Here is a 24,703-nt window from a genome sequence, read left to right as displayed (position 1 = left end):
AATGCCCAGCTGGCCAAAGCCCAAGAAAACCTGACTGAATGGTCGGTTCTTTTGCCGGCCAGCATCGCAGGCCATACGCCGCACCCGCTCTTATATCCACGTACATTGCCGTACCCGAACCGACAGAGACAGACCATGAGTGCCTACAGCCAGGAAATTAAAGACGCCATCCGTACCGTAGCCAACTGGCCGGAAGATGGAGTGATGTTCCGCGACATCATGCCGCTGCTGCAGAACCGTGCCGTATTCCGTAAGCTGATCGACAGCTTTGTACACCGCTATCAGGACCAGCAGCTGGATGCCATCGCCGCCATCGACGCCCGCGGCTTTATCCTCGGCGCGCCGCTGGCCTACGAGCTGGGTCTGAGCCTGGTACCGGTGCGCAAGAAGGGTAAACTGCCATTTAAAACCGTGACCCAGAGCTATGATCTGGAATACGGCAGCGCCACTATCGAACTGCATACCGATGCCTTTAAAGCCGGCGACCGCGTACTGGTGATGGACGATCTGATCGCCACCGGCGGTACCATGCTGGCGGCCTGTGAACTGGTGCGCCAGCTGCAGGCGGAGGTGGTGGAAGTGGCCGCCATCATTGACCTGCCGGACCTGAAAGGCAGCGAAAAACTGCGTAACGCCGGTTTCGACGTTTATGCCATCTGCGAATTTGACGGACACTAGGGCCTGTCGACACTAAGTAAATCCGGCCTGCTGAGAGCCAGTTTTTCTAAGAACAAGGAGTGAGGAGTGAGGAGTGAGGAGTGAGGAGTGATATTAGCGGGCTAAATGAATGACGAACGACGACGTTAATGGGGAAAACTGGCCTCAGCCCGAAGGGTTATGGCTAAAAATTCCTCATCCAGCGTTGCTGTTCGTTCGCTTAACCCGTTAGGCCACACTCTCAGCGCCTTGTCTGAGAAATTTTTAGCCAATAACAGTCCTGTTTAATTAGTATCGACAGGCCCTAAAAGCCCGCTAAGAGATAAAAAATCATGAGCCTGCGCCATTTTGTAACCCATCAGATCAGCAAAGACATCAAAGACCCGGCAGCAACGCTGGTATGCAGTGAACAGGAAGCCGATCTCGACAGCGAACTGGTCGCCCACTTCTACGCCCAGACTGCGGCGCAGCTAAAAGCCGTGCTGACCCAGCGCGCGGGTAAGCGTTACGGTATTTTTCATCCGGAAATTACCCAGGCACGGGCGCAGATTCAGGACTGGCAGGGCGAGCGTCAGAGCTTTGTTGCCCTCACCCGCCGCCTGAGCAAACAGTTCGCCAACGCCCTCGACAATACCGAGCTGGCACTGGAAGGCTACCTCGCCTTCTTTTACGAGCAGCTGGCCGACAGTGACCGCCTGTACATGTTCCACCTGCGGCGCAAAAGCAGCGTATCAATCAATACCGATATGACGCTGAGCGAAACCCATTATCTGGATTTTTCCAATACCGGTTTTGGTGTCATGCTCAACATCACCGACTGGCTGGCCGATGACGACAGCAAATACCTGACGTTCAGTTTTGGCCGTGGCGATAAGCCACTGCAGAACCAGTTTGCCGAATGCATTGGTTTTACCGATACCTTAAATACCGCTGCCGAAACCGAAGAGTTTCTGGAAATTGTTGACGAGTTCAGCCAGACCCTGAGTCCGGAAGACAGCTTTGAATACAAAACCAAGGTGGTGGATTACTGTATTGAGCAGGATCTGCGCGGTGAACCGGTCGTGTTCGATGAGCTGGCCAGCTATATGGAAACCCAGGTCAAAGCCGAACCGGCCAAAGCCTTTGCTCACTATATTGTCGACAAACAAAAAGAACGCCAGCAAAGCCAGCGACAAAACAGCGGATTAACGCCGGAGCAGCTGGCGGCTCAGGGAGCTTCACAACAGGTAGTGGCGGAAGCCATTAAAACCGAGCTGATCCCCGACCGTAAAAAGCTGCGGGGATTTATCCGCTACAGCGGTAAAAATAAAGACCTGAGCCTGAGTTTCTCTGCCAGCCTGCTGGATAAAGATATTATCTTTGATAAAAGCAGTAACGAGCTGCGCATCACCAAGGTGCCGGAGTCGCTGCTGAAACAATTAAAAGAATCCTGATTACCGGCAACGCCGAAGAATAAAAATCCGGACATAAAAAAAGCCGCAACTGCGGCTTTTTTTATGCTTTTAACTCAGGATTCAGCACTGTCTTCGGGCTGCAGTTTCTTCAGTAACAACTCACGAATGGAGTCACAGGTGCGGGTCACAATAAAAACGGCTGAGCGTTCGTTATAGGCCAACAAAGTACTTTCCAAAAAGCCCCACTTGCGCTCAACCTGGGTACGTAATTCCGCATCATCCAGTTCGGCAGTTAACGCCTTGAAGAGTTTATTCTGTTGTTCGATACCGGTATCCGTCACCGACAGGCCACCGAAAATATTGATATTAAAAAACAGATAAGCAGAAACCATATGTTCAAGACTATCGAGCATATTTAATATGCGCCGGGTTTCATTATCCAGTACCGTGGTATCAGGAATACTGCCATCAAGTACCGCATACAGTTTGTTGTAGTTTTCATTCAGGCGGATGGAAAAACTAACGTCTTCCGCTTTTGCCGCAATTGCACGGTTGCTGTCAACGAACTGAGTCATGTCTTGCCAGGCAGGTGCCAGCTCTGGCCAGGTTGCTTTAAGAGCGTTCGCCAGAGCCTGCCCTTCAGCCAGTACGGCATCCAGACGCTGTGCGGATTTACGATCACCATGCTGTAAAGAATAAAGGCTGAATTCAGCACTGCTGCGATAGGCCAGAGTCTGCAATAACAAGCGCTGGCGCACTGTGTCGGCGCTCAGGTTTACCTGAGGCTGGCTTGTATTTACCGGGTTTTCATCAGCATTCACCTGAGCTGTATTCATCAATACTGACCCAAGGGCCATCATCAGTAACAACAGATGCTTCACTCGTTCGTACTCCTTGTTTGCGGTGTTTGCTTAATACAGAGACAGGACAGTTAATCTGCCGCTTGTTGTTTTTTCATTGGCTGAACCTTCTCTTTAACCGGGCCATGGTGTCAATAGTGGTTTGTCATAAAGGCGGACACTAACCCCCGGAATTTTGTGGTACGTCCTTTTTGCCGGTAAGTGCGATAAGATTGTCGCGATACACCATGAAATCTGGGCATACCGTTCCAATTTAGCGGAAGTCATATGCCAAATGTATGACAGGGGTTTTAATGACCGAACACAATATCAGCCATTGGCAACACCCACACCACTTCAGTGGCAGCAATCCGGATGGCGAGCGCAATACCTTTTATGTACTGATTCTGACCGCCGTTACCATGGTGGCAGAAATTATCGCCGGCGCCTGGTACGGCTCCATGGCACTGCTGGCCGATGGCTGGCATATGGGCACCCATGTGGCCGCCTTTCTTATTACATTATTCGCTTACCGTTATGCGCGCCGCCATGCCAACAATCCGGCCTACAGTTTCGGCACCGGTAAGGTGAATGTTCTGGGTGGTTTTGCCAGTGCAGTGGCGCTGGCGGTGGTGGCCCTGGTGATGCTGGTTGAATCGGTGGTACGGGTATTTGAACCGCACGCCATTCAGTTTGATCAGGCAATTCTGGTGGCTCTGCTGGGCTTAGCGGTTAATCTGGTCAGTGCGCTGTTGCTGAAAGACCACCATCATCACGGCCATAATCATCATAGCCATGCACACCACGATCACGATCACGATCACGATCACGATCACGATCACGATCATCATGATGAGCACAGCCATACTGGCCATGACCATAATTTACGCGCCGCTTACCTGCACGTACTGGCGGACGCCATGACCTCGGTGCTGGCCATTGCCGCGCTGTTGGGCGGAAAATTCTTCGGCCTGAACTGGCTTGATCCGTTAATGGGTATTGTCGGTGCACTGATTATTTCACGCTGGGCGATCGGTCTGGTTAAACAAAGCGCACCGGTATTACTCGACGCCAGTATCAGCGATCAACAGCGTGCCGCTATCCGTCAGACCATTGAACAGGATGGCGATAATCAGGTGGCCGATATTCATATCTGGAAAGTGAGTGGTAATGATTACGCGGCGATTATTTCGCTGGTTACCCACCAGCCACGCCATACCGATCACTACAAAGCATTGCTGAGTGATTTCCGCCAACTGGCGCATATCACCATCGAGGTGAATGAATGCCGGATGCCGGAGTGCCCGGTTAACCGTCCGCAACATTAGGGCCTGTCGACACTAAGTAAATCCGGCCTGCTGAGAGCCAGTTTTTCTCAGAACAAGGAGAGAGGAGTGATATTAGCGGGCTAAATGAATGACGAACGACGAAGTTGATGGGAAAAACTAGCCTCAGCCCGGAGGGTTATGGCTAAAAATCCCTCATCCTGCGTTGCTGTTCGTTCGCTTAACCCGTTACCAACCTGTCTGGAACAGGTTGGCGTGCCAACCCCGAAGGGGTGAAGCACAGGGATGTGCTGAACATCCCACACTCTCAGCGCCTTGTCTGAGGAATTTTTAGCCGATAACAGGCCTGTTTAATTAGTGTCGACAGGCCCTAAACAGAACAGACATAAAGCAGGGAGTGCGATGAATAATCTTGCAGATAATATCTGGTCTTTTGACGGGGAAGCGGTACCTTTTTTCACCCTTCCCTATACCACCCGCATGACAGTGATTCGCCTGTCGTGTGGCTCGCTCTGGATACACAGTCCAATCCGCCTGGATGAGACACTGAAGCAGCAGATTGATCAGCTTGGCCCCGTTCGCTATCTGATAGCACCCAACCAGCTGCATCATCTTTTTCTGCCCCAGTGGCAGCAGCAATACCCTCAGGCGCAGCTGTTCGGAACTCAGGGTGTGCAACAAAAACGTACCGATATCCGCTTTGACGGAGTGTTCACCCCCGACTTTACCGCCCCCTGGCAGGAGGATATAGAACAACTGCTGTTTACCGGCTCTGCGGTGATGGAAGAAGCCGTATTCTTTCACAAAGCATCAAAAATACTGATCGTGACAGACCTGATCGAAAACTTTGCCCCGGATTCTTTTACCCCGCTGAAACGTCTGCTGGCCAAAGCCGCGGGGATTCTCGCCCCCAACGGTAAAATGCCGGCCGACTGGCGTTTAAGCTTTTTGTTTCACAAAGCTGAAGCCCGCGCTCATATGCTACGGATTATCAACTGGCAGCCGGAGAAAATCAGCATGGCACACGGCCTGATGGTTGAAAGCAATGCCGTCCCTTTTTTGCGCCGTTCATTCAACTGGCTGAATCTTAAACAAGAGGATGTGCAATGAGAGCGTATACAGGTTCCTGCCACTGCGGCGCTGTAAAATTTTCTTTTAGCCATGAAGGAATAAGCGAAGGCCTGCGTTGCAATTGCTCCATCTGCATCCGTAAAGGCGCCTTAATGACCAGCTTTGTACTGGCTGCGGATGAGATAACCATCGACGTACAGAATGACGCCCTGGCCACCTATGAATTTGCCAGCGGCATCGCCAAACATCACTTCTGCCGCCATTGCGGTATTTATACGTTTCACCAGACCTTGCGCAAGCCTGGCCATTACCGTGTGAATATCGGCTGCATTGAAGGTATAGACCCGTTCAGCCTGCGTACTGAAGTGTTTGATGGTGCGGCGCTGTAAGGCGCCGCCTGCAGCGGTTAAAACGCCTCAGCTCTTTTTGCCGGACTCGTCGGCAATGCGTTTCACCACCCGGGCGGCGGCAACAAAGCCAAAGGTACCGGTCACCATGGTGGCCGAACCAAAACCCGATGAACAATCCAGCCGCGTGCTGTCGCCGTCAAAGGATTTGGTCTGACAGACACTGCCATCCGGCTGCGGGTATTGCAGCTGCTCGCTGGAAAATACACAGGGAATAGAATAATTACGCGCGGCATTACGCGAAAAATTATATTCACGCCGCAGTAAAGAACGCACCTTGCGCGCCAGCGGGTCATTAAAGGTTTTATTTAAATCCGCGACCTGAATCTGCGTCGGGTCAGTCTGACCACCAGCAGCACCGGTGGTAACGATACGGATTTTATTGCGTTTACAGTGCGCAATCAGCGCGGCTTTATTCTTCACGCTGTCGATGCAGTCGATCACATAATCCATGCCGGTATGGATTAATTCACGCTGATTATTGACGGTCACAAATTCCATCAGCGCATGCACTTTGCACTCCGGATTAATGCGACGGATACGCTCGGCCACGGCTTCGACTTTCAGCTTGCCGATATCACCGCCCAGCGCATGAATCTGACGGTTGGTGTTGGTGACACAGATATCATCCATATCGATCAGCGTGATTTCCCCAACGCCGGAGCGCGCCAGTGCTTCCGCCGCCCAGGAGCCCACGCCGCCAATGCCGACCACACAGACATGGGATGCGTGCAGACGCTGAAGACCGGCAACGCCGTACAAACGGCCAATACCACCAAAACGATCAAGATAGTCGGGAGTCATGCACACCTTTTGAGCAATAGCAGATCAATACCAGAGCAATATCAGGCGAACACAAAGAAGCGCCGCCGTTAATACCGGCGCGCAGTATATCAGAGGGTAGAGACGCGGGCTGCCTGCAGATTGGCAGATGTGGATGCCTGAGCATTGACCATTGGCTCTTTACGGCGCAACCAGCGGGCCGTTTCGGCAATACGGCGCAGCGAAGGTTCACCACGGTCATATTGCAGTAACAGAGTCTTGGCTTCGGATGCCGGTAACTCGCCCAGCAGGCCGGCTTTCAGTTCCGGAATCGGGGCAATACGTGCGGTCAGAGTACTGACCAGTAACGGCAGGAATGCAGACGATAGCCGTGCATGTTCACGATAATTAAGAGTTACAACAGCAGCGTCGCCTTCCTGCTCGATAATCAGATGGTCATTGGTCTTCAGCGGCCCTTTCACCAGCTCAAAAAAAGCATTGAGGTCGGCGGCATAGGTGTTCCAGACATCATCACCGTGAACCACCGCAAAAGCTTCCTGCCACAGCTGGCGGAAACGGTAGGCGCTGATCTTGTCTTCCAGCACTTTGAATTCAAGGCGTTCCGGCTCTGCAACGGCGGACTCGGTGGCGACAGTCTTATCAGCCGCACTGACCTCAGCGGTATACAGTGCAGTCAGAAACCAGGGTTTATTGAGCGTCTGAAAAATACCAACGCCCTGTAACTCAGCCGCCTGACTCTGGACGGACCAGATCAGGGCAACAATAACGGTTAACAGATTACGCATGGTGAAGCCTCCACTCCTGCTTTCAAACAACTCAATAAACACCCGTATAATGTTCCCTCAATCAACAGGGCTCAACGACCCTTTGCGCCACCAGAGAAAGGTTTTGCAACCTCTTAAAATGTGAACTAATTCCTTGTTTTTAATCACAAAAATAAAATCAGTTGCGGGCAAGTACAAAGCGGAAAGGGATATCAAATTCGAAGTTTTCTCCCTGCAGAAGCTCCGGCACCGGAGGGTATGGCGCGGCTTTTTTCGCAGCCCGTAATGCTGCCCGGTCGAGCAGACTGACCGCCGAACTTTCACTGGTATCGGCAAGCAGTAACTCCCCCTCGCGATTCAGCTGCAAACTCACACGTACCGTGCCTTCCAGCCGTTTTCTCAGTGCCTGATCCGGGTACTGAACCTGGCTATTGGCCTGCCGTAACAAGGCACGGTAATACTGCATCTCAGCCTGCTGCCGGGCGATCAGCTGCGCTCGCGCGTGCACCTGTTCGGCTGCTGCCAGAACACGCTCTTTTTCGCGTTTTTCTGCCATTCTGGCCGCCAGATCCGATGCCGTTTCCGGCTGTTTTTTCCGCTCCGACACCTCCGGCAGCGACACCTGTTCTGTAACCGCTGGCGGCGTTTTTACTGCAGGTTGTGACAATTTTGGCACATTGGGTTCCACTTTTTGCGCCACCACCGTTACATTTTCGGCTGCGACAGGTCGCGCCGCTGTGACCGGTTGTGCCCGGGCGGTGTGATCCGCATCACGTTTCAGCCAACCAGCAATAACCTCTGCCCGTCCCGGTTTCATTTGTCTGGCATCCCAACTGGCTTTCAGCTCGCTGCGCTCCGCTGCTTTCATCCGCAGCAGGTCTTCACGAAATCCGGGAGACTGCGGGAACTTGCCAATCCAGGCAGCCAGCAACAGACGCACAAAACTACCATCCTCAATCAACAGCACTTCCACATCATTGATCAGCACACGGCAGGGACCGCTTTCATTACTGATCAGCATCCGGTCTCCCTCACGTAAATCATCTTGCAGCAGATTGGTAAAGCGGCTGATATCTTCCAAACGCGCATTCATTTCCGCTTCACTCAGATTGATGGCCAGCCCTTCATTCCACAGCCGGTAAAAACGGCGCGGCGATATGCGCTCCGCCAGCACACGGATTTCCAGAGCCAAAGGCTGCTCTGCGCTCAGCCACTGCTGGCTGTCGTTCAGATCGCTGTAAACAGCCGCCAGATACACATCGTTATTCAGACGGCGATAAGTTCCCATCGCCTGTAACTCAAGCGCCTGGGCAGGAGCCAGCCAAAAAGTCAGAAAGAAGAGTAAGAAGCGCATCGTCGGTCATCCTGAAAGATTTCCGGCGATTCTAATAAGAAAAGATGACAGAAAATTGTCGGCAGCAGGACCTGTATCAGGACAGATTCACCAACTCAATAAAGGAAGTCAGCGGCAAGGCATCGCGCACCAGCTGCTCCTGACGTTCCGGATTACGGATGTCCTGTAAAGTTACCCGTGCCAGTACCTGGGTAATCAGCTGATTAATACCGCCCCAGTTAGCCGATAACGAGCAACTGGCCGTGATATCGCACTGGTGATCATCAGCAGCACATTCGGTCAGGGCAACCGGCCCTTCAAAAGCCTGTACCACATCCAGCATACGGATCTGCCCCGGAGCCCTGGCCAGGCGGTAGCCGCCACGGGCACCACGCTGTGCAATCACCAGCCCACTGTCGACCAGGGCTTTCATCACTTTACGTACCGTGGGCAGCGCCAGCCCGGTCAGACCGGTAATGTCATCGGTCGACAGCTTAACCGCACCGGCCTGCGCCAGCTCATTTAATACCACCACACCGTAATCGGTAAGCTTGCCTATTTTCAGCATAAACCTGTCCTGCCTGATTCCTGAGTCAGAAGACCATCCAAACGAGAATATGTCGCGATTGGTCAGAATTCATCCGCTTTGCTAGAATGCGCACATCCATTAAAGCATACCAATACGGTATTGATTAATATACCCGACTAAATTACTCTGTTATTACCCTGATCTGCGTTAGAATACGCGCTGAAAGCGCACTACACATCAGGCATCCCCCGGGACGGAGCGGATGAACATCAGGGTAAACGCCAGACGCGGGTCCGGCGCACAGCGGTTTCACTGAGCGGAACCGCAGGCAAATCGGGCCGCATCCATATGAGAGAGTTCACTATGAGCAGCAACGCTGAAATCGAACGCCGCATTGGTAATGACTACCAGGCCGGCTTTGTTACCGACATCGAGTCAGACACCATTGCACCGGGCCTGAGCGAAGATGTGGTGCGTTTTATTTCCGCCAAAAAAGGTGAACCCGAGTGGATGACCGAATGGCGTTTAAAAGCCTTCCGTGCCTGGCAGGAAATGGCCGAGCCAACCTGGGCGCATGTGCACTACCCGGAAGTCGATTTCCAGGCGCTGTCTTATTATTCCGCGCCGAAAAGCATGGCTGACAAGCCGAAAAGCCTCGACGAAGTCGACCCTGAATTGCTGCGTACCTACGAAAAGCTCGGTATACCACTTCATGAGCAGATGGCACTGGCCGGCATTGCCGTTGACGCCGTATTCGACTCGGTATCCGTTGCCACCACCTTCCGCGCAAAACTGGCCGAAGCCGGTGTTATTTTTATGCCGATATCCGAAGCCGTGCATGAGCATCCGGAACTGGTTAAAAAATACCTCGGCACCGTGGTGCCACAACGTGACAATTTTTACGCAGCGCTGAACTCAGCCGTATTTTCTGACGGCTCCTTCGTGTACATCCCTAAAGGTGTACGCTGCCCGATGGAGCTGTCCACTTACTTCCGTATTAATGAAGCCAAAACCGGTCAGTTTGAACGTACCTTAATTATTGCCGACGAAGGTTCCCACGTGAGCTACCTCGAAGGCTGTACCGCTCCGATGCGTGATGAAAATCAGCTGCATGCGGCGGTGGTTGAACTGATCGCGCTGGACAACTCCGAAATTAAATACAGCACTGTGCAAAACTGGTATCCCGGCGATAAAGAAGGCAAAGGCGGTATTTACAACTTCGTAACCAAGCGTGCCGTTGCCCATACCAATGCCAAAGTGAGCTGGACTCAGGTAGAGACCGGTTCTGCCGTGACCTGGAAATACCCAAGCTGTGTATTAAAAGGCGATAACTCGGTCGGCGAATTTTATTCCGTGGCGTTAACCAATAATTATCAGCAGGCCGATACCGGCACCAAGATGATTCATCTGGGTAAAAACACCCGCTCAACCATTATTTCCAAAGGTATTTCTGCCGGTAAAAGTCAGAATGCCTACCGCGGTCTGGTGCGTATGAATCCGACCGCCGCCGGTGCGCGTAACTACACCCAGTGTGACTCGCTGTTAATCGGTGATCAGTGCGGCGCCCATACTTTCCCCTATATCGAAAGCAAACATCCTTCTGCGGTCGTGGAGCACGAAGCCACCACCTCAACCGTCAGCGACGACCAGTTATTCCTCTGCCGTCAGCGTGGTATTGATACCGAGAAAGCCGTTTCCATGATCGTTAACGGTTTCTGTAAAGAGGTATTCAAAGAGCTGCCGATGGAATTTGCGGTGGAAGCCGGCAAGTTACTGGAAGTGTCACTGGAAGGTTCTGTCGGCTGATTAAGGCCAGACTCAACCGGGACTAAAAAATTGAAATTTATCTGCCACTGCGCGGATGACAGACTGAAAAAAGGTACTGCTAACCATGATCAGCATTAAAAACCTGCACGCCAACGTTGAAGACAAAAACATTCTCAAAGGTCTGAACCTGGAGATTAAACCCGGTGAAGTGCACGCCATCATGGGTCCGAACGGTGCCGGTAAAAGTACTCTGGGCAACGTTCTGGCAGGTCGTGATGGTTATGAAGTGACCGACGGCAGCGTCACCCTGAACGGTAAAGATATTCTTGAGATGGAGCCGGAAGAACGTGCCCGTGAAGGGTTATTTCTGGCGTTCCAGTACCCGGTGGAAATTCCCGGTGTCTCCAACCTCGAATTTTTAAAAGCCTCTGTTGATGCCGTGCGCGCTCATCAGGGCAAGCCTGCACTGGATTCCGTCCAGTTTTTAAAGCTGGCGCGGGAAAAATGCAAAGCCGTTAACCTCGACCAGAGCTTCCTTAAGCGTGGTGTGAACGAAGGCTTCTCCGGCGGCGAGAAAAAACGTAACGAACTGATGCAGATGATGCTGCTCGAACCGTCCCTGTGCATTCTTGATGAAACCGACTCCGGTCTGGATATCGACGCACTGCAGGTGGTGGCCGAAGGTGTGAATGCGATGCGCGATGCCAACCGCAGCTTTATTGTGGTGACCCACTATCAGCGTCTGCTCGACTACATCGTACCGGATTACGTTCACGTACTGGCCAACGGCCGTATCGTTAAATCCGGCGGTAAAGAGCTGGCACTGGAGCTGGAAGAAAAAGGCTACGGCTGGCTGGAAAGCGCAGACAACGGAGCGGCGTAACATGGCAGAACAGTTTCACGCACAACAGCTGGCGCTGGCCACAGAGCAGGCCCGCAACCCGCTGCTGGCTGCCCTGAATGCAGCCGGTCAACAGGCCTTTGCCGCAGCGTCTGTGCCCAACCGTAAAACCGAAGCCTGGAAATACACCTCGCTGCATAACCTGCTGACCGGTGATTTTCAGCGTACTGCCAGCCAGTCGGACTTAACCGCCGGGCTGCGTGAAGTGGCGACTCTGGGCAGTTTAAAAGCAGCACGACTGGTATTTATTAATGGCCAGTTAAGCAGCGAATTATCCGATGCCCTGGCGCTGCAACAGGTTACCCTGTTCAGCCAGGCAGATGCAGAGCAACAGGCATTAATCAGCCAGCATCTGGGCACTGTACTGGCACATGCCAGCAGCAATAACAGCGGCAGCGCGCATTTATTTAATGACCTGAATAATGCCGCCCTGAACGATGGCGTACTGATTCACGTCGGTAAAAACCAGCGCCTCGAACAACCGCTGCAGATCAGCTGGCTGAGCAGCAATAATCCGCAGCCTTTCAGCATCACCAGCCGTCTGTTAATGGTACTGGAGAGCGGTGCCGAAGCAACGCTGGTTGAGCATTATGCTTCCGATGAACAGCCGCAGAACAGTTTTACCAACGCCCTGACCGAGCTGGTGATTGGCGATAACGCCCGCCTGCAGCATTACCGCCTGCAATTAATGCAGGAAGATGCCCTGCACATCGGCAGCACTCATGTTGATCTGGCACGTGACAGCCAGTACAGCGCTTTTCATCTGGGCCTGGGCACCCGCCTGACCCGTAACGATATTGTGGTTAATCACAATGTTGGTGGTTCGCACTGCGAACTGAACGGCGTGTATATTCCGCAGAACCAGCAATTGCTGGATTTCCACACCTGCATTGAACACAAAGTGCCGCACTGCACCAGCAATGAAGTATTCCGCGGCATTATGAATGATAAGGCCCGTGCCGTATTTAATGGCCGTATTCATATTCATCCGCAGGCGCAGAAAACACTGGCCGAGTTAAGCAATAAAAACCTGTTGCTGACCAACACCGCCGAGATTTACACCAAGCCGGAACTGGAGATCTACGCCGACGACGTAAAATGCGCCCACGGTGCCACCGTTGCTCAGCTGGAAGAAAAAGCCATGTTCTATATGCAGAGCCGCGGCATTAGCAAAAAAGAAGCTGAAGTCATGCTCAGCTTTGGTTTTATTAACGAATTACTGGAAGCGTTACCGCACGAAGACATCGCGCTGGTATTGCGTCCGTTACTGGCGCACCGTTTTGGCCGCGATCAGTCGTTAAGCCGTCATCTGCTGGAAAATGAAACCGCCGGTCTCAGCGGAGAAAACGCATGAGCACAATCAGCCCGGAACAATTAAACAGCATTCGTGAACAGTTCCCTGCCCTGCATCAGGAAGTGAACTGCAAGCCGCTGATTTATCTGGATAACGGCGCCACCACGCAAAAACCGAAAGCGGTTATCAATGCGCTGAGCCGTTATTACGAGCACGATAACTCCAATGTTCACCGTGGTGCTCATACCCTGAGTGACCGCGCGACTGAATATTTTGAAAATGCGCGTAAAACCGTACAGCGCTTTTTAAATGCGGCCAAAGCGGAAGAAATTGTCTGGACCCGCGGCACCACCGAAGCCATTAATCTGGTAGCCGCCACCTGGGGCCGAAGCAATATTAAAAGCGGCGACCGTATTCTGGTCTCCGGTATGGAGCACCACTCCAATATCGTGCCCTGGCAGATGCTGTGCGAACAAAGTGGCTCCGAATTACTGCCGATTCCGGTACTGGAAAACGGCGAGCTGGATATGGCCGCCTTTAAAACCCTGCTGACTCCCGAAGTAAAACTGGTTTCGGTTGTACACGTATCCAATGCCCTCGGAACCATTAATCCGGTGGCCGATATTATTGCTCTGGCCCATGCCAACGGCAGTAAAGTGCTGATCGATGGTGCGCAGGCCGTTGCTCACTGGGATATCGACGTGCAGGCGCTGGATGCCGATTTCTACGCCTTCTCCGGCCATAAACTCTTTGGCCCGACCGGCATCGGCGTACTCTATGGCAAAGAAGCTCTGCTCAATGCCATGCCTCCTTATCAGGGCGGTGGTGAAATGATTGAGCACGTCAGCTTCAGCAAAACCACCTATAACGTTCTGCCGTATAAATTCGAAGCGGGTACACCCAACATTGCCGGTGCCATTGGTATGGCTGCCGCCATTGATTATTTAAATACCCTCGACCGCAAAGCTCTGGCAGCCCACGAAGATGCGCTGCTGGCGCGCGCCAACGAGCTGGCCGCAGAAATGGGTGGCATCCGCATTATCGGTAATGCCGCCAACAAGGCCTCGGTATTCAGCTTTATTCTTGAAGGTGCGCATCCTGCCGACGTCGGCACCCTGCTCGACCAGCAGGGTATTGCGGTACGTACCGGCCATCACTGTGCCATGCCGGTGATGGAGCAATTTAAAGTTCCCGGCACCGTGCGGGCGTCTTTCTCCTTCTACAATACGCTGGAAGAAGTGGACGCACTGTTTAAAGGCCTGGAAAAAGCCAAACTGTTTTTACTCTGAGGATGGAAGGACAATGAGCACCGAAACCTTTGATCCAAATGTACAACCGGCCACCTACGACCCAAATGCGGTTGCCAGCGCCAGTATGACGGAAGCAGCTATCAGCCATATCCGCAAACAGCTGGCGAAAAATCCGGCGATGAAAGGTATTCGTCTGGGTGTGAAAAAAAGCGGTTGTTCCGGCTTTAAATACGATATCGAATTTGTCGAACAGGCTCATGACGGCGATCAGACCATTCAGGTGGCCGACGATATTCTGCTGTTTATTGCCGCCGATGCTGCACCTTATGTGCGCGGCACTGAAATTGATTTCAGCAAAGAAGGGTTGAACAGCACCATTAAGTTCAACAACCCGAATGCCAAAGATCTCTGCGGCTGCGGTGAATCATTTTCGGTTTAACCGAAGCTGCTGAGGTTTGTTGAAAAACGTCACGGCAATAGCAACATTCATGAAGCGTCACAAGCGCAGTAGCTTCATACAGGAGTCAACGTGGAAAGAAGAATGGTCGTGGCGCACGCCACCTGCCCCGCCCGTATGGTGCCATCCGGTACGCCAACCACCATTCCGGCCGGCAGCTTTGTCACCATCAATCAGGCTCTGGGTGGCAATTACACCGTGACACTGAACGGCAATATGCTGCGCGTTGACGGTACCGATGCCGCGGCCCTGGGTCTTGAAGCCGAAGAAATTGAATTTGAACAGCGCAGCGACGGTCTGGTGCATGAAGATCAGATCCGTCAGGCGCTGCGCACCATTTATGATCCGGAAATTCCGATCAACCTGCTCGATCTGGGTTTGATTTACGGTATCGATATCGACAATAAAGCGGTAAAAATCCGTATGACCTTAACCGCGCCAACCTGCGGTATGGGCCCGGTACTGATTTCCGATGTTAAATACCGTGTCGCCAAGGTACCGAATGTGGAACGTGTTGAAGTTGAACTGGTGTTCGACCCGCCATGGAGCCGTGACATGATGACCGAAGAAGCCCAGTTAGAAGCGGGTTTATTCTTCTGATAAAAAAACGGGGCATCAGCCCCGTTTTTTTATTTCCGCTTTAACCTCAGGCTTCCGGCTCTTTGGTTCCCGCCGGATTCAGATCCAGCAGCATGTGTCCATAAATGGACTGGCTCTGCAGGTCCACCACAATCACCATCGCCACCCCCTGATACTGGCTGTTGATCAGCACGTGTTCGTACTTATCTTCCATACGGTACACATGGGTAACGTTACCGGCCCGGCAATCTGCAAAGGCAAAATCTTCGGGTGGAATTGCGGCAACGTATTCCCAGAAATCAACCACCGGCTCACCGGCCTCAACCCGCTGCGGGTTGATACGGGTTTCATGAAATTCCAGCGGGTTCAGCTTACGGGTCTGCATCGTTATCTCTCGTTAAAACAGGTTCTTCAGTTTGTCTTTAGCTTTTTCTGCAGCTTCTTTTTTCTTGCGCTCAGCTTCCGCTTTAGCGGCTGCTTTTTCCGCATCCAGCTTGGCTTTAGCTTCGGCTTTTTCCCGCTCTGATTTTTCGCGGGCTTCACGCTCTTTCTGCGCCTGATAATCTTCAAGGTTCTGACCAGCCAGCTCTGACACCTTATTCAGGCGCTGATCCAGCGTGCCATCCAGCTGGTTAAACTCACCCAGTTTTCCGCCGTAGTCACCGATATAACTCTGCAGCTTCTGCTCCAGTCTGGCCTGCAGCTTCGCTTCAAGCTCCGCCTGTTTATCTTTTAGGCGGGCACCAAAAGCGGCATTTAATTGCTTATCCAGATCTGAACCTAAACTGAAATCCGGCGAGGTGATTTTACCACTGGCTTTGGCATTCACATCAAACTGCTGTACTTTTGCCAGTGCCAGTCCCAGTTCTTTGGCAAAGGTTGTTTTACCCTTACTGCTGAATTGAGTTCGGCCAAACTGCGCATCACTCTGGGCATTCAGTTTACCCCGACTGACAACGACCAGACCCTGTACCTGTACCAGTGACGAAGCCAGTTTGGCGCCGGCAACGCCCAGATTCATATCATGCAGTTGCCAGTCTTTAATATTCAGCGTCAGTGTATCGGTACCCGGCGTTTTACGGTGGTCGAGTACAATATCTACGCTCATATCTTCAACCTGCTTTAAGCCTGAGCCATTGATCAGAACCCGCGTCGGACGACCTAACACCCGAGGCTCACTGGTAATATCCTGCGCACTGATCAGCAGATTTCCGGAAGCTGTGCTTGCTGTCAGCTGTGCATTACGCAGTAAAAAGCCCGGCCATGGATTATCCGACGGAAAATGCACAAAGCGGCCATCCCGCGGAGCTTTTGGGCTTTCTTCCTCTGCCGCACTGTCTGCTTCATCTTTAGCCAGATACGGCTTTACTTTTTCATACCAGTACAGGGCTTTTTCCGCCCATTCGCCAGCCTGCTCGCCGAAGAGTAAGGCACTCATATTGGCAGCACCACCGGCACTGAGCTGATATTTTCCACGAATACTGTCGAGGTCTTCACCCGGAGCTGCTTTTAATGCTTTGAGTTTGTCACTGATATCGCTACGGGCCTCAGCCACTGCTTTTTTAGCCGTTGCAATTGCGGCTTTGTCATTTTTGAAACGGGCTTTCAGTTCATCCAGTTTTTTCTTACGCGCTTTAAAATCATCCAATGATTTAAAGCTGCCGGAGGTCAGCGCTTTGATTTCCTGCTCGTACTGACTCAGGGCTTTATCATCGGGGACATTGCTCAGTGCATTATCGACAGCATTTTTATTGCTGGAGTAACTTTGCTGGAATTCGGTACCGGCCTGCTCGGTGCGCAGGGATTCTCGCGCCAGTATTTCTTCGGCACTGGGAAGGTCCACACTGCTGAAAGACGAAGCTGCCTCTTCTTGAGCTGCAACCTGCTCTGCTTCGTCTTCTTTAACCGCCTTTTTCTCCAGTACACCGGAGGTCGTACGTGCAGTACCGAACTGCAGATTATCCACGGCCAGATCACTGATAATGGCTTTACCCAGAAACAGCGGCGCCAGTTCCAGTTCTGCGGTCGCTTTATCCAGCTGCAGCACATTGGTCATTGGCTTACGGCTGTCAGCAACCGTCAGACCATGAATAACAAAGCCCAGCGGGCTTAAACTGAGCGACACACTGTCCACTTCAACTTTGGCATCGGCGGCATCAGAGCCAAACGATTCAATGCCTTTTTCGATTAACGGGCCGGCAACAAACCAGAACAGGGCAACCAGAACCAGGGAAATAACGATAAATGCGGCCAGGCCTGACCAGCGAATCCATTGCTTCATAGCCTTACTCCGCGATTGACTTATACAGGTTGTAGAATTTCGAGGCTTTTAATACCTGAGCAATTTTCAGTTTATTAAACCAGGCCAGTAAGCGATGACGGTACAGATTGATCAGTACTTTGCTAAGCACAAAAACCGGAACCGCGGCCAGCAGGCTGATGACAAGCCCACCCAGCACCAGAGAATGATTAAACGCGGTCATACGCCAGAAATCGCTCTGATACATATCGCGCCAGGTGTCCACTAACGCCGGATTTGCCAGCAGACTTTCACCCAGACGTGCTGCATAAGGATCGATAAACCAGGCCAGTGCAGAGAAGGCTGCGACCGCAAGGAAAAATGCACTCAGATTGATGCGCAGAATAAATGCCAGCAACATAATGAGGGCATTGTGCGGTGTAAACATGGGGGTCAGTGCGACGATCAGAGCTAATGAAAAGGCCAGCGCAATCTGGCCCGGTGCTGATTCAGAATTCAGCGCTTTCAGCAGTTTTGCCAACATACTCAACATAATGCATTCCCGGCATCCTATTTAATGCCGCACACTATAGCATGTGACCTGTGACGAAACAGTGGACGTCACGGGTCAGATAAAATGAGCCAGGGCCTGTTAACACTAATTAAACAGGCCCTAGGAATGCACTCAGCCGGCACGGAAACGCAGTGCGATAAATACGCCGCCAATAATCAGTGCCATCGCCAGAATACTGAGCAGATCCGGCAACTCCGCCAGAATCAGGCTGCCCATTAATGTTGCCAGAACCGGAACCAGCAACTGCAACTGTGCGGCCCGCTGTAACCCCAGCGCCGGCAACAGGCGATACCAGCCCCAGTAACCTAAACCCGATGCCAAAACGCCCGAGGTCAGTGCCAGCAGAATTCCCTGCCACGGCAGCGCATTTTGCAGCCCGCTTGTTACCGGATCAGCAAACCAGAATAACCAGACCATCAGCAACGGCAGCAATAACAGGGAAGCGCTGACAAAAGCCCCCTGCACATCACGCAGCGGTTGTGACGAGCCCTGCCCAAGCACCACAAAGGCCGCCCAGCCCAGACCGGATAACAGCATTAATAAGGAAGGCCCAGGGTCCGGCAGCTCATTGCCCGGCAGCAACAACATAACCAGCCCGATAAAAGAAAGCATAACCCCCGCCAGCGCCATCCCCTGCAAACGCTGACCTCGCAGGTGGGCTACCAGTAATAAGCTGAGCTGCACGGTGGCAAATAAAATAAAGGCACCAACTCCGGTATCCAGTGCCAGATAGGCGTAAGCAAAAGCCAGGGCGTAGGTCAGCAGCGCAGCACCGGTATAACCATCACGCCACTGCAGTGCCGGACGGCCGCCAAATGTCAGTAACAACGTCAGCGTCAGCGCCCCGCTGCCAAGGCGCAGCGCACTGAACAACAGAGGATCCAGCTCATAAACCGAGAGCGCCCAGCGGCACAGCAGGGAGTTGGCGGCAAAAGCCAGCAGGACAAAAGTAATCAGTAACGGCACAGGCCCTCCGCGGGTGACAGATTAAGCCGATGAATGGGAATCATATTTTTTTGTCTTCTTTATCAATTAACATTTGTACTGCTAAGCAAGATCGTTGAATATTTGCAACTGTTGCACAAAAGACAGTAATTCGCCGCCTCTGTATCTTCTGTTTTCCCGATGACGATCACCCTGCCACCGATTGTCCTCATTGGAGCAAAAGAGCAAATTCTGCTTGCACCTGCCAGCGGTATTGTGAGCAATTTGGTTCACTATCAGCGCAAAGAGAACCTGTCTGACCAGCAAAACTAGCCCGCCAGATAAATCAGGTTCATAGTAAAAGCCACGCTCCGGGCCACTCAGGATGAAGCCTGGAGCGAATCAGAGCGGCGGGCAATGAGTAGTAAATCAGTAAAACAACGGATTGTGATTATTCCATACAAGTAAACAATCCATTCCGTATGGCTCACCTAGTCACCGCCGGGGTGAGCCGTTATAAATCTGCCATCAGATTAACAGCAGTATTCTGTGGGCCTGTTGGGAAATATCCCGGCCTATTCCACCACACCAGATCAACAAGACTGCTCAACGACGCACCGTCACTTTACGAGGACATTATGGGAAAATTTGAACCACGTATCCGCTACAGGCTCCTTCTCGCAGCAGCCAGCGCAGCATTGCTGACTCTGGCCGGATGCAGTGAGCAGCAAGCGGCTGCACCACAAGCCATGCAGATGCCACCACCAGCGGTCGATGTCGTCACCTTACAGAGCCAGCCTCTGGAGCTGAAAGACACACTGGCCGGACGTGTATCGGCATTCCGTACTGCGGAAATCCGCCCTCAGGTTAACGGCATTATTCTCAAGCGCTTTTTTGAAGAAGGCGCGACGGTAAAAGCCGGAGACAAACTGTATCAGATTGACCCGACGCTTTATCAGGCTGCTCTGGCCAGTGCAGAAGCTCAACTGACCGTGGCTGAAGCCAACGCTTACGCTGCCAGCCTGAAAGCCAAGCGCTACAAAGAGCTGTCAAAAAAATCGGCGATCAGTGCCCAGGAAGTTGATGACTCAGAAGCCGCTGCCAAACAGGCTGATGCTCAGGTAAAAGCAGCCCAGGCCGCAGTGCGCAGTGCCAGAATCAATCTGGGATATACCGAGATTACTGCGCCGATTCCCGGTGTTATCAGCCGCTCAACCATTACTGAGGGTGCGCTGGTTTCTGCTCAGCAGGCAACCGCTCTGACCACCATCCGCCAGCTGTCACCTGTGTATGTTGATATTCAGCGTCCGGCCGCGTCTCTGGTGAAGATGAAAAATCCATCACTGTCGCGCGTTGTTACCGTTGAGCTGGATGACGGCACCCCTTACAGCGAATCCGGTGAACTGCAGTTTGCCGATGTCAGCGTTGATCCGGGTACCGGCACCGTTAACGTCCGTGCTCAGTTTGATAATAAAGAAGCACTGTTGCTGCCTGGCATGTTTGTCCGCGCCAACGTACCAAGCCAGCGTATTGAAAACGCCATTCTGGTACCGCAAATCGCCATCATCCGTCAGGCCAACGCAGTTACCACTGCCATGGTTGTTAATGAAAGCAATACCGTCGAAATGCGGGTTGTTGAAGTCAGCCGCGCAATTGATGACCAGTGGCTGGTTAAAAGCGGCCTGCACAACGGTGATCGCGTGATTGTCAGCGGACTGCAAAAGGTAAAACCGGGCATCGTTGTGGCCCCGGAAGAAGCCAAGACGACCAGCGCCAAGCCTTAAGGAGAATCCTGAAACATGGCTAAGTATTTTATCGACAGGCCGATTTTTGCCTGGGTGATCGCCATCATCATTATGCTTGCGGGCGTGATGTCGGTGATCACGCTGCCGGTGCAGCAGTATCCGACCATCGCCCCGCCATCTGTGCGTATCAGTGCGGTGTATCCGGGTGCCTCGGCACAAACACTGGAAGACAGTGTGACTCAGGTTATCGAACAGAACATGACGGGTCTGGATAACCTGCTGTACATGTCCTCTCAAAGCAGCAGTGCCGGTAGTGCCACTGTGACTCTGACCTTTGCCGCCGGTACCGATCCGGATATCGCGCAGGTACAGGTACAGAATAAACTGGCGCTGGCCGAAGCCCTGCTGCCACAGGAAGTTCAGCAACAAGGCGTCAGCGTTACCAAGGCTTCCACATCGTTCCTGATGGTGGTCGGTCTGGTTTCAGAAAACGCCGGTATGAGCCGTGCTGACCTAGCCGACTTTGCCTACAGCCAGCTGAAAGATCCACTGTCCCGTACCTCTGGTGTCGGTGAGATCCGTGTCTTTGGTTCGCAGTACGCCATGCGCTTATGGCTGCAACCGGAAAAACTGAACGCCTATGGTCTGACGCCGCTGGAAGTTAAAGCCGCCGTCGGTGAACAGAACACGCAGTTTGCTGCCGGCCAGCTGGGTGGCCTGCCTTCGGTGCAGAACCAGCAGCTGAACGCGACCATCATTGCTCAGACCCGTCTGGAAGCGGTGGATCAGTTTGAAAATATTCTGCTGAAAGTGAACACCGATGGTTCTCAGGTACGCCTGAAAGACGTTGCCCGTGTTGAACTGGGTGCAGAAGACTACTCAGTATCCAGCTTTTATAACGGTAACCCGGCAGCCGGTATCGCTATTCAGCTGGCTTCCGGTGCGAACGCTCTGGACACCGCCAAAGCCGTACGCGAGCGCATCAGCGAGCTGTCAGCCTTCTTCCCGGAAGGGGTTAAAGCGGTGTACCCGTACGACACCACGCCGTTTGTACAGATTTCTATCGAAGAAGTGGTTCAGACCCTGATCGAAGCCGTTGTACTGGTATTCCTGGTGATGTACCTGTTCCTTGGTAATTTCCGCGCAACCCTGATTCCAACCATTGCCGTTCCCGTGGTTCTGCTGGGTACTTTTGGGGTTATGGCCGCCTTTGGTTACAGCATCAACACGCTGACCATGTTCGGTATGGTCCTGGCCATTGGTCTGCTGGTGGATGACGCCATTGTTGTGGTGGAAAACGTTGAGCGGGTAATGGATGAAGACAGCCTGCCGCCAAAAGAAGCCACACGTAAATCCATGGGACAGATCACCGCCGCACTGGTCGGTATTGCTCTGGTTCTGTCAGCGGTATTTGTACCTATGGCCTTTATGAGTGGTTCTACCGGCGCTATTTACCGTCAGTTCTCACTCACCATCGTATCGGCTATGTTGCTGTCGGTGATGGTCGCCCTGATTCTGACCCCGGCGCTCTGTGCCACACTGCTGAAGCCTGCTCACAAAGGTGAACTGGAACATCAGAAAGGTTTCTTCGGCTGGTTTAACCGTACCTTTGCCAAAGCGACCGATAAATACATGGGCGGCGTCAGCGCTACCCTGAGCCGTCCGGTTCGTCTGGTGGTTATTTACATCATCATGCTGTTAATCATGGCGTTCCTGTATGTGCGTCTGCCAACCTCCTTCCTGCCGGAAGAAGATCAGGGCGTACTGATCAACCTGGTGCAGCTGCCACAGGGTGCAACCCTGGAACGTACCAACAAGGTCATGAAAAAGCTGGAAAACCACTTCCTCAGTGAAGAAAGCGTTGAATCTATTTTCACCGTTGCCGGTTTCAGCTTTGCCGGTCAGGGTCAGAACATGGGTCTGGCATTCGTTAAACTGAAAGACTGGGATGAGCGTAAAGACCCGTCACAATCCGCTAATGCGATTATTGGCCGTGCCTGGGGCGCTGTCAGTCAGTTTAAAGATGCAACCGTCTATCCGATTAACCTGCCACCGATTCCCGAACTGGGCGTTGCTTCAGGCTTTGATGTAATGCTGCAGGATCGCAATAACCTGGGTCATGACAAGCTGGTCGGCATCCGTAATCAGCTGCTGGGGATGGCGGCACAGGACTCTCGTCTTGCCGGTGTGCGTCCGAACGGCATGCAGGATGTACCGATCTTCCGTATCGATATCGACTACGAAAAAGTGAAGTCTCTGGGTCTGAATATCAGCGACGTTAACTCTACGCTGAGCACCGCCTGGGGTGGCTCATACGTGAACGACTTCCTTGATCGCGGCCGGGTAAAACGCGTCTACCTGCAGGCCGATGCACCGTACCGCATGCTGCCGGAAGATCTGGAGCAATGGTATGTACGTAACCGCGACGGTGAAATGGTGCCTTTCAGTGCCTTTATCACCACCCGCTGGGACTTCGGCTCTCCGCGTCTGGAACGCTATAACGGTGTGCCTGCGCTGAATATTCAGGGTCAGGCGGCACCGGGACTGAGTACCGGTGATGCGATGCAGGCGATCGAAGAGATTGTGGCCAAACTTCCGCCTGGTGTCGGCATTGAGTGGACAGGTATGTCCTATCAGGAACGTGTCGCCGGCTCACAGGCTCCGCTGCTTTATGCCATCTCGCTGCTGGTGGTATTCCTCTGTCTGGCGGCATTGTATGAGAGCTGGTCGGTACCCTTCTCCGTCATTCTGGTAGTACCACTGGGGATTCTGGGTGCACTGATTGCGGCCAACAGCCGTGAACTGGCGAATGACGTTTACTTCCAGGTAGGCCTGCTGACAACCATTGGTTTGTCAGCCAAGAACGCCATCCTGATTGTAGAATTCGCCAAATCACTGGTTGATCAGGGTAAAGGTATTGTGGAAGCGACTCTGGAAGCAGCCCGTATGCGTTTGCGCCCGATTCTGATGACCTCCATGGCCTTCATTCTCGGTGTACTGCCGCTGGCCATCAGCACCGGCGCTGGCGCCATGAGCCGTCAGGCCATTGGTACCGGTGTGATTGGTGGTATGTTGGCAGCAACCTTCCTGGCCATTTTCTTTGTGCCACTGTTCTATGTGCTGGTGATGAAACTCACCCACAAACTGCGCGGCCAGAACGCACAGTAAGAACCAGCGCCCGGCATCGCCGGGCGCTTTTTTCTCCCCTCATTATTGATACCTGACAGGTCATAAAGAGACAGCTGCATCTTTCGCTTGCACTTTTTGTCCTCATCGCACTACCCTCTGCACCAATACGATAAATAACAATAAGAAGGTCCCCTATGTTACGCACTCTGATGATGACACTGCTGTTGACGGCGACTGGCCCGTTATGGGCAATCACCGTAGAGAATGTTGATGTTCCTGACGTTGTTCCGGCAACTGCCGACTCGCCGGAAATGACGCTGCGTGGCGCTTCTGTACGCCGGGTATATGGCTTTGTTGAAGTCTATGTTGGTGCTTTATATCTGAAGAACAGCGCCCTTGAAGATAAAGAAATTATCCGGGTCGATGATCCCCGCCGCATGGTGTTCTACGTTACCTCCGAGCGTGTCAGTGCACGACGCTTCACCAACGCGATTCAGGAAGGTCTGGCCATTAATATCACCACCGGTGAAATGGCAGCCATGAGCGAACGTGTAAACCAGCTGGTCAGCCTGTTTGATCACAAATTTGTCGAAGGTACGGTGGGTTATATCGAATGGGTTCCGGACCTGCAGGAATCCCGCATCGTCATTGACGATACCGTGCGCGGCAGCGTTCCGGGTAAAGACCTGAATGATGCTTTGCTGAAGATCTGGATCGGCGATCATCCGGTCAGTGAGCGTTTTAAAGAAGAAGTGCTGGGTCACCGTGACAGCTGAGTAAA

23 protein-coding genes are annotated in these 24,703 nt (G+C 52.7%); 14 read left to right on the top strand and 9 right to left on the bottom strand.

Annotated features, from left to right (window positions below):
• Window positions 1-135 precede the first annotated feature (135 nt).
• Both LGT44_RS13250 and LGT44_RS13245 read left to right on the top strand, forming a co-directional pair.
• Window positions 136-678, top strand: a complete 543-nt coding sequence (locus tag LGT44_RS13250; protein WP_145470106.1) for an adenine phosphoribosyltransferase — start codon at window positions 136-138, stop codon at window positions 676-678.
• Between the two features lie 311 nt (window positions 679-989).
• Entirely contained in the window at window positions 990-2,090 is a 1,101-nt protein-coding gene (locus LGT44_RS13245; RefSeq protein WP_145470105.1) for a nucleoid-associated protein, read from the top strand.
• A gap of 74 nt (window positions 2,091-2,164) precedes the next feature.
• Here LGT44_RS13245 and LGT44_RS13240 read toward each other — a convergent pair whose 3' ends face one another.
• Window positions 2,165-2,932, bottom strand: a complete 768-nt coding sequence (locus LGT44_RS13240) for a hypothetical protein (RefSeq protein WP_230332503.1) — start codon at window positions 2,930-2,932, stop codon at window positions 2,165-2,167.
• Between the two features lie 272 nt (window positions 2,933-3,204).
• Here LGT44_RS13240 and dmeF point away from each other — a divergent pair, with 272 nt between their 5' ends.
• The 3 genes from dmeF (at window position 3,205) to LGT44_RS13225 (ending at window position 5,636) form a co-directional block, all read left to right on the top strand.
• The gene (dmeF, locus tag LGT44_RS13235; protein ID WP_230332504.1) at window positions 3,205-4,218 is read left to right on the top strand and encodes a CDF family Co(II)/Ni(II) efflux transporter DmeF; all 1,014 of its coding nucleotides are present in this window, start codon (window positions 3,205-3,207) and stop codon (window positions 4,216-4,218) included.
• A gap of 360 nt (window positions 4,219-4,578) precedes the next feature.
• Window positions 4,579-5,286 carry a DUF4336 domain-containing protein gene (locus tag LGT44_RS13230; protein WP_230332505.1) on the top strand — a complete coding sequence of 236 codons (708 nt, stop codon included), beginning with the start codon at window positions 4,579-4,581 and terminating at the stop codon, window positions 5,284-5,286.
• A complete protein-coding gene (locus tag LGT44_RS13225; protein WP_268866473.1) occupies window positions 5,283-5,636 on the top strand; it encodes a GFA family protein in 354 nt (117 codons plus the stop codon). The genes LGT44_RS13230 and LGT44_RS13225 overlap by 4 nt, the downstream gene beginning before the upstream one ends.
• 27 nt (window positions 5,637-5,663) lie before the next feature.
• On the opposite strand, the gene tcdA is transcribed toward LGT44_RS13225, so the two are convergent.
• From tcdA to LGT44_RS13205, 4 genes are all read right to left on the bottom strand, one after another.
• Window positions 5,664-6,458: a tRNA cyclic N6-threonylcarbamoyladenosine(37) synthase TcdA gene (gene tcdA, locus LGT44_RS13220; RefSeq protein WP_225690878.1), complete on the bottom strand. Its 795-nt coding sequence runs from the start codon at window positions 6,456-6,458 to the stop codon at window positions 5,664-5,666.
• Window positions 6,459-6,547: 89 nt separating this feature from the next.
• Window positions 6,548-7,222, bottom strand: a complete 675-nt coding sequence (locus tag LGT44_RS13215; RefSeq protein WP_230332507.1) for a hypothetical protein — start codon at window positions 7,220-7,222, stop codon at window positions 6,548-6,550.
• 157 nt (window positions 7,223-7,379) lie between these two features.
• Window positions 7,380-8,555 (bottom strand): TonB family protein, encoded by a 1,176-nt coding sequence (locus LGT44_RS13210; RefSeq protein WP_230332508.1) that lies wholly within the window; start codon window positions 8,553-8,555, stop codon window positions 7,380-7,382.
• A gap of 76 nt (window positions 8,556-8,631) precedes the next feature.
• A complete protein-coding gene (locus LGT44_RS13205) occupies window positions 8,632-9,102 on the bottom strand; it encodes an SUF system Fe-S cluster assembly regulator (protein WP_145470097.1) in 471 nt (156 codons plus the stop codon).
• A gap of 324 nt (window positions 9,103-9,426) precedes the next feature.
• On the opposite strand from LGT44_RS13205, the gene sufB reads away from it, so the two are divergent.
• The 6 genes from sufB to sufT all read left to right on the top strand — a co-directional run bounded on the left by sufB (window position 9,427) and on the right by sufT (window position 15,332).
• Entirely contained in the window at window positions 9,427-10,869 is a 1,443-nt protein-coding gene (gene sufB, locus LGT44_RS13200; RefSeq protein WP_145470096.1) for a Fe-S cluster assembly protein SufB, read from the top strand.
• A gap of 85 nt (window positions 10,870-10,954) precedes the next feature.
• Entirely contained in the window at window positions 10,955-11,713 is a 759-nt protein-coding gene (gene sufC / locus LGT44_RS13195) for a Fe-S cluster assembly ATPase SufC (protein WP_145470095.1), read from the top strand.
• A 1-nt stretch (window position 11,714) separates the two neighbouring features.
• Complete coding sequence (sufD, locus tag LGT44_RS13190; protein WP_230332509.1) at window positions 11,715-13,085, top strand: Fe-S cluster assembly protein SufD; 1,371 nt, start codon at window positions 11,715-11,717, stop codon at window positions 13,083-13,085.
• A complete protein-coding gene (locus LGT44_RS13185) occupies window positions 13,082-14,314 on the top strand; it encodes an aminotransferase class V-fold PLP-dependent enzyme (protein ID WP_230332510.1) in 1,233 nt (410 codons plus the stop codon). Before sufD ends, LGT44_RS13185 begins: the two co-directional genes overlap by 4 nt.
• A 13-nt stretch (window positions 14,315-14,327) precedes the next feature.
• On the top strand, window positions 14,328-14,714 hold the full coding sequence (locus LGT44_RS13180; RefSeq protein WP_230332511.1) for a HesB/IscA family protein: 387 nt from the start codon (window positions 14,328-14,330) through the stop codon (window positions 14,712-14,714).
• A 90-nt stretch (window positions 14,715-14,804) separates the two neighbouring features.
• Window positions 14,805-15,332, top strand: a complete 528-nt coding sequence (gene sufT, locus LGT44_RS13175; RefSeq protein WP_225690884.1) for a putative Fe-S cluster assembly protein SufT — start codon at window positions 14,805-14,807, stop codon at window positions 15,330-15,332.
• Between the two features lie 46 nt (window positions 15,333-15,378).
• Here sufT and LGT44_RS13170 read toward each other — a convergent pair whose 3' ends face one another.
• From LGT44_RS13170 to LGT44_RS13155, 4 genes are all read right to left on the bottom strand, one after another.
• Window positions 15,379-15,696, bottom strand: coding sequence for a hypothetical protein (locus LGT44_RS13170; RefSeq protein WP_225690885.1), 318 nt, complete (start codon window positions 15,694-15,696; stop codon window positions 15,379-15,381).
• 12 nt (window positions 15,697-15,708) lie between these two features.
• Window positions 15,709-17,592, bottom strand: coding sequence for a TIGR03545 family protein (locus LGT44_RS13165; protein WP_230332512.1), 1,884 nt, complete (start codon window positions 17,590-17,592; stop codon window positions 15,709-15,711).
• A gap of 4 nt (window positions 17,593-17,596) precedes the next feature.
• Window positions 17,597-18,103, bottom strand: a complete 507-nt coding sequence (locus LGT44_RS13160; RefSeq protein WP_145470089.1) for a TIGR03546 family protein — start codon at window positions 18,101-18,103, stop codon at window positions 17,597-17,599.
• Window positions 18,104-18,235: 132 nt separating this feature from the next.
• Window positions 18,236-19,090, bottom strand: coding sequence for a DMT family transporter (locus LGT44_RS13155; RefSeq protein ID WP_230332513.1), 855 nt, complete (start codon window positions 19,088-19,090; stop codon window positions 18,236-18,238).
• Window positions 19,091-19,686: 596 nt separating this feature from the next.
• Here LGT44_RS13155 and LGT44_RS13150 point away from each other — a divergent pair.
• From LGT44_RS13150 to LGT44_RS13140, 3 genes are all read left to right on the top strand, one after another.
• Entirely contained in the window at window positions 19,687-20,832 is a 1,146-nt protein-coding gene (locus tag LGT44_RS13150) for an efflux RND transporter periplasmic adaptor subunit (protein WP_225690888.1), read from the top strand.
• A 15-nt stretch (window positions 20,833-20,847) separates the two neighbouring features.
• Window positions 20,848-23,961 (top strand): efflux RND transporter permease subunit, encoded by a 3,114-nt coding sequence (locus tag LGT44_RS13145; protein WP_230332514.1) that lies wholly within the window; start codon window positions 20,848-20,850, stop codon window positions 23,959-23,961.
• Window positions 23,962-24,116: 155 nt separating this feature from the next.
• Complete coding sequence (locus tag LGT44_RS13140) at window positions 24,117-24,698, top strand: chalcone isomerase family protein (RefSeq protein ID WP_145470085.1); 582 nt, start codon at window positions 24,117-24,119, stop codon at window positions 24,696-24,698.
• Window positions 24,699-24,703 lie beyond the last annotated feature (5 nt).

Source organism: Thalassolituus alkanivorans, assembly GCF_020447205.1.
Classification (GTDB): Bacteria; Pseudomonadota; Gammaproteobacteria; order Pseudomonadales; family Oceanobacteraceae; genus Venatoribacter; species Venatoribacter alkanivorans.
This window is presented reverse-complemented; position numbering and strand designations above follow the sequence as displayed.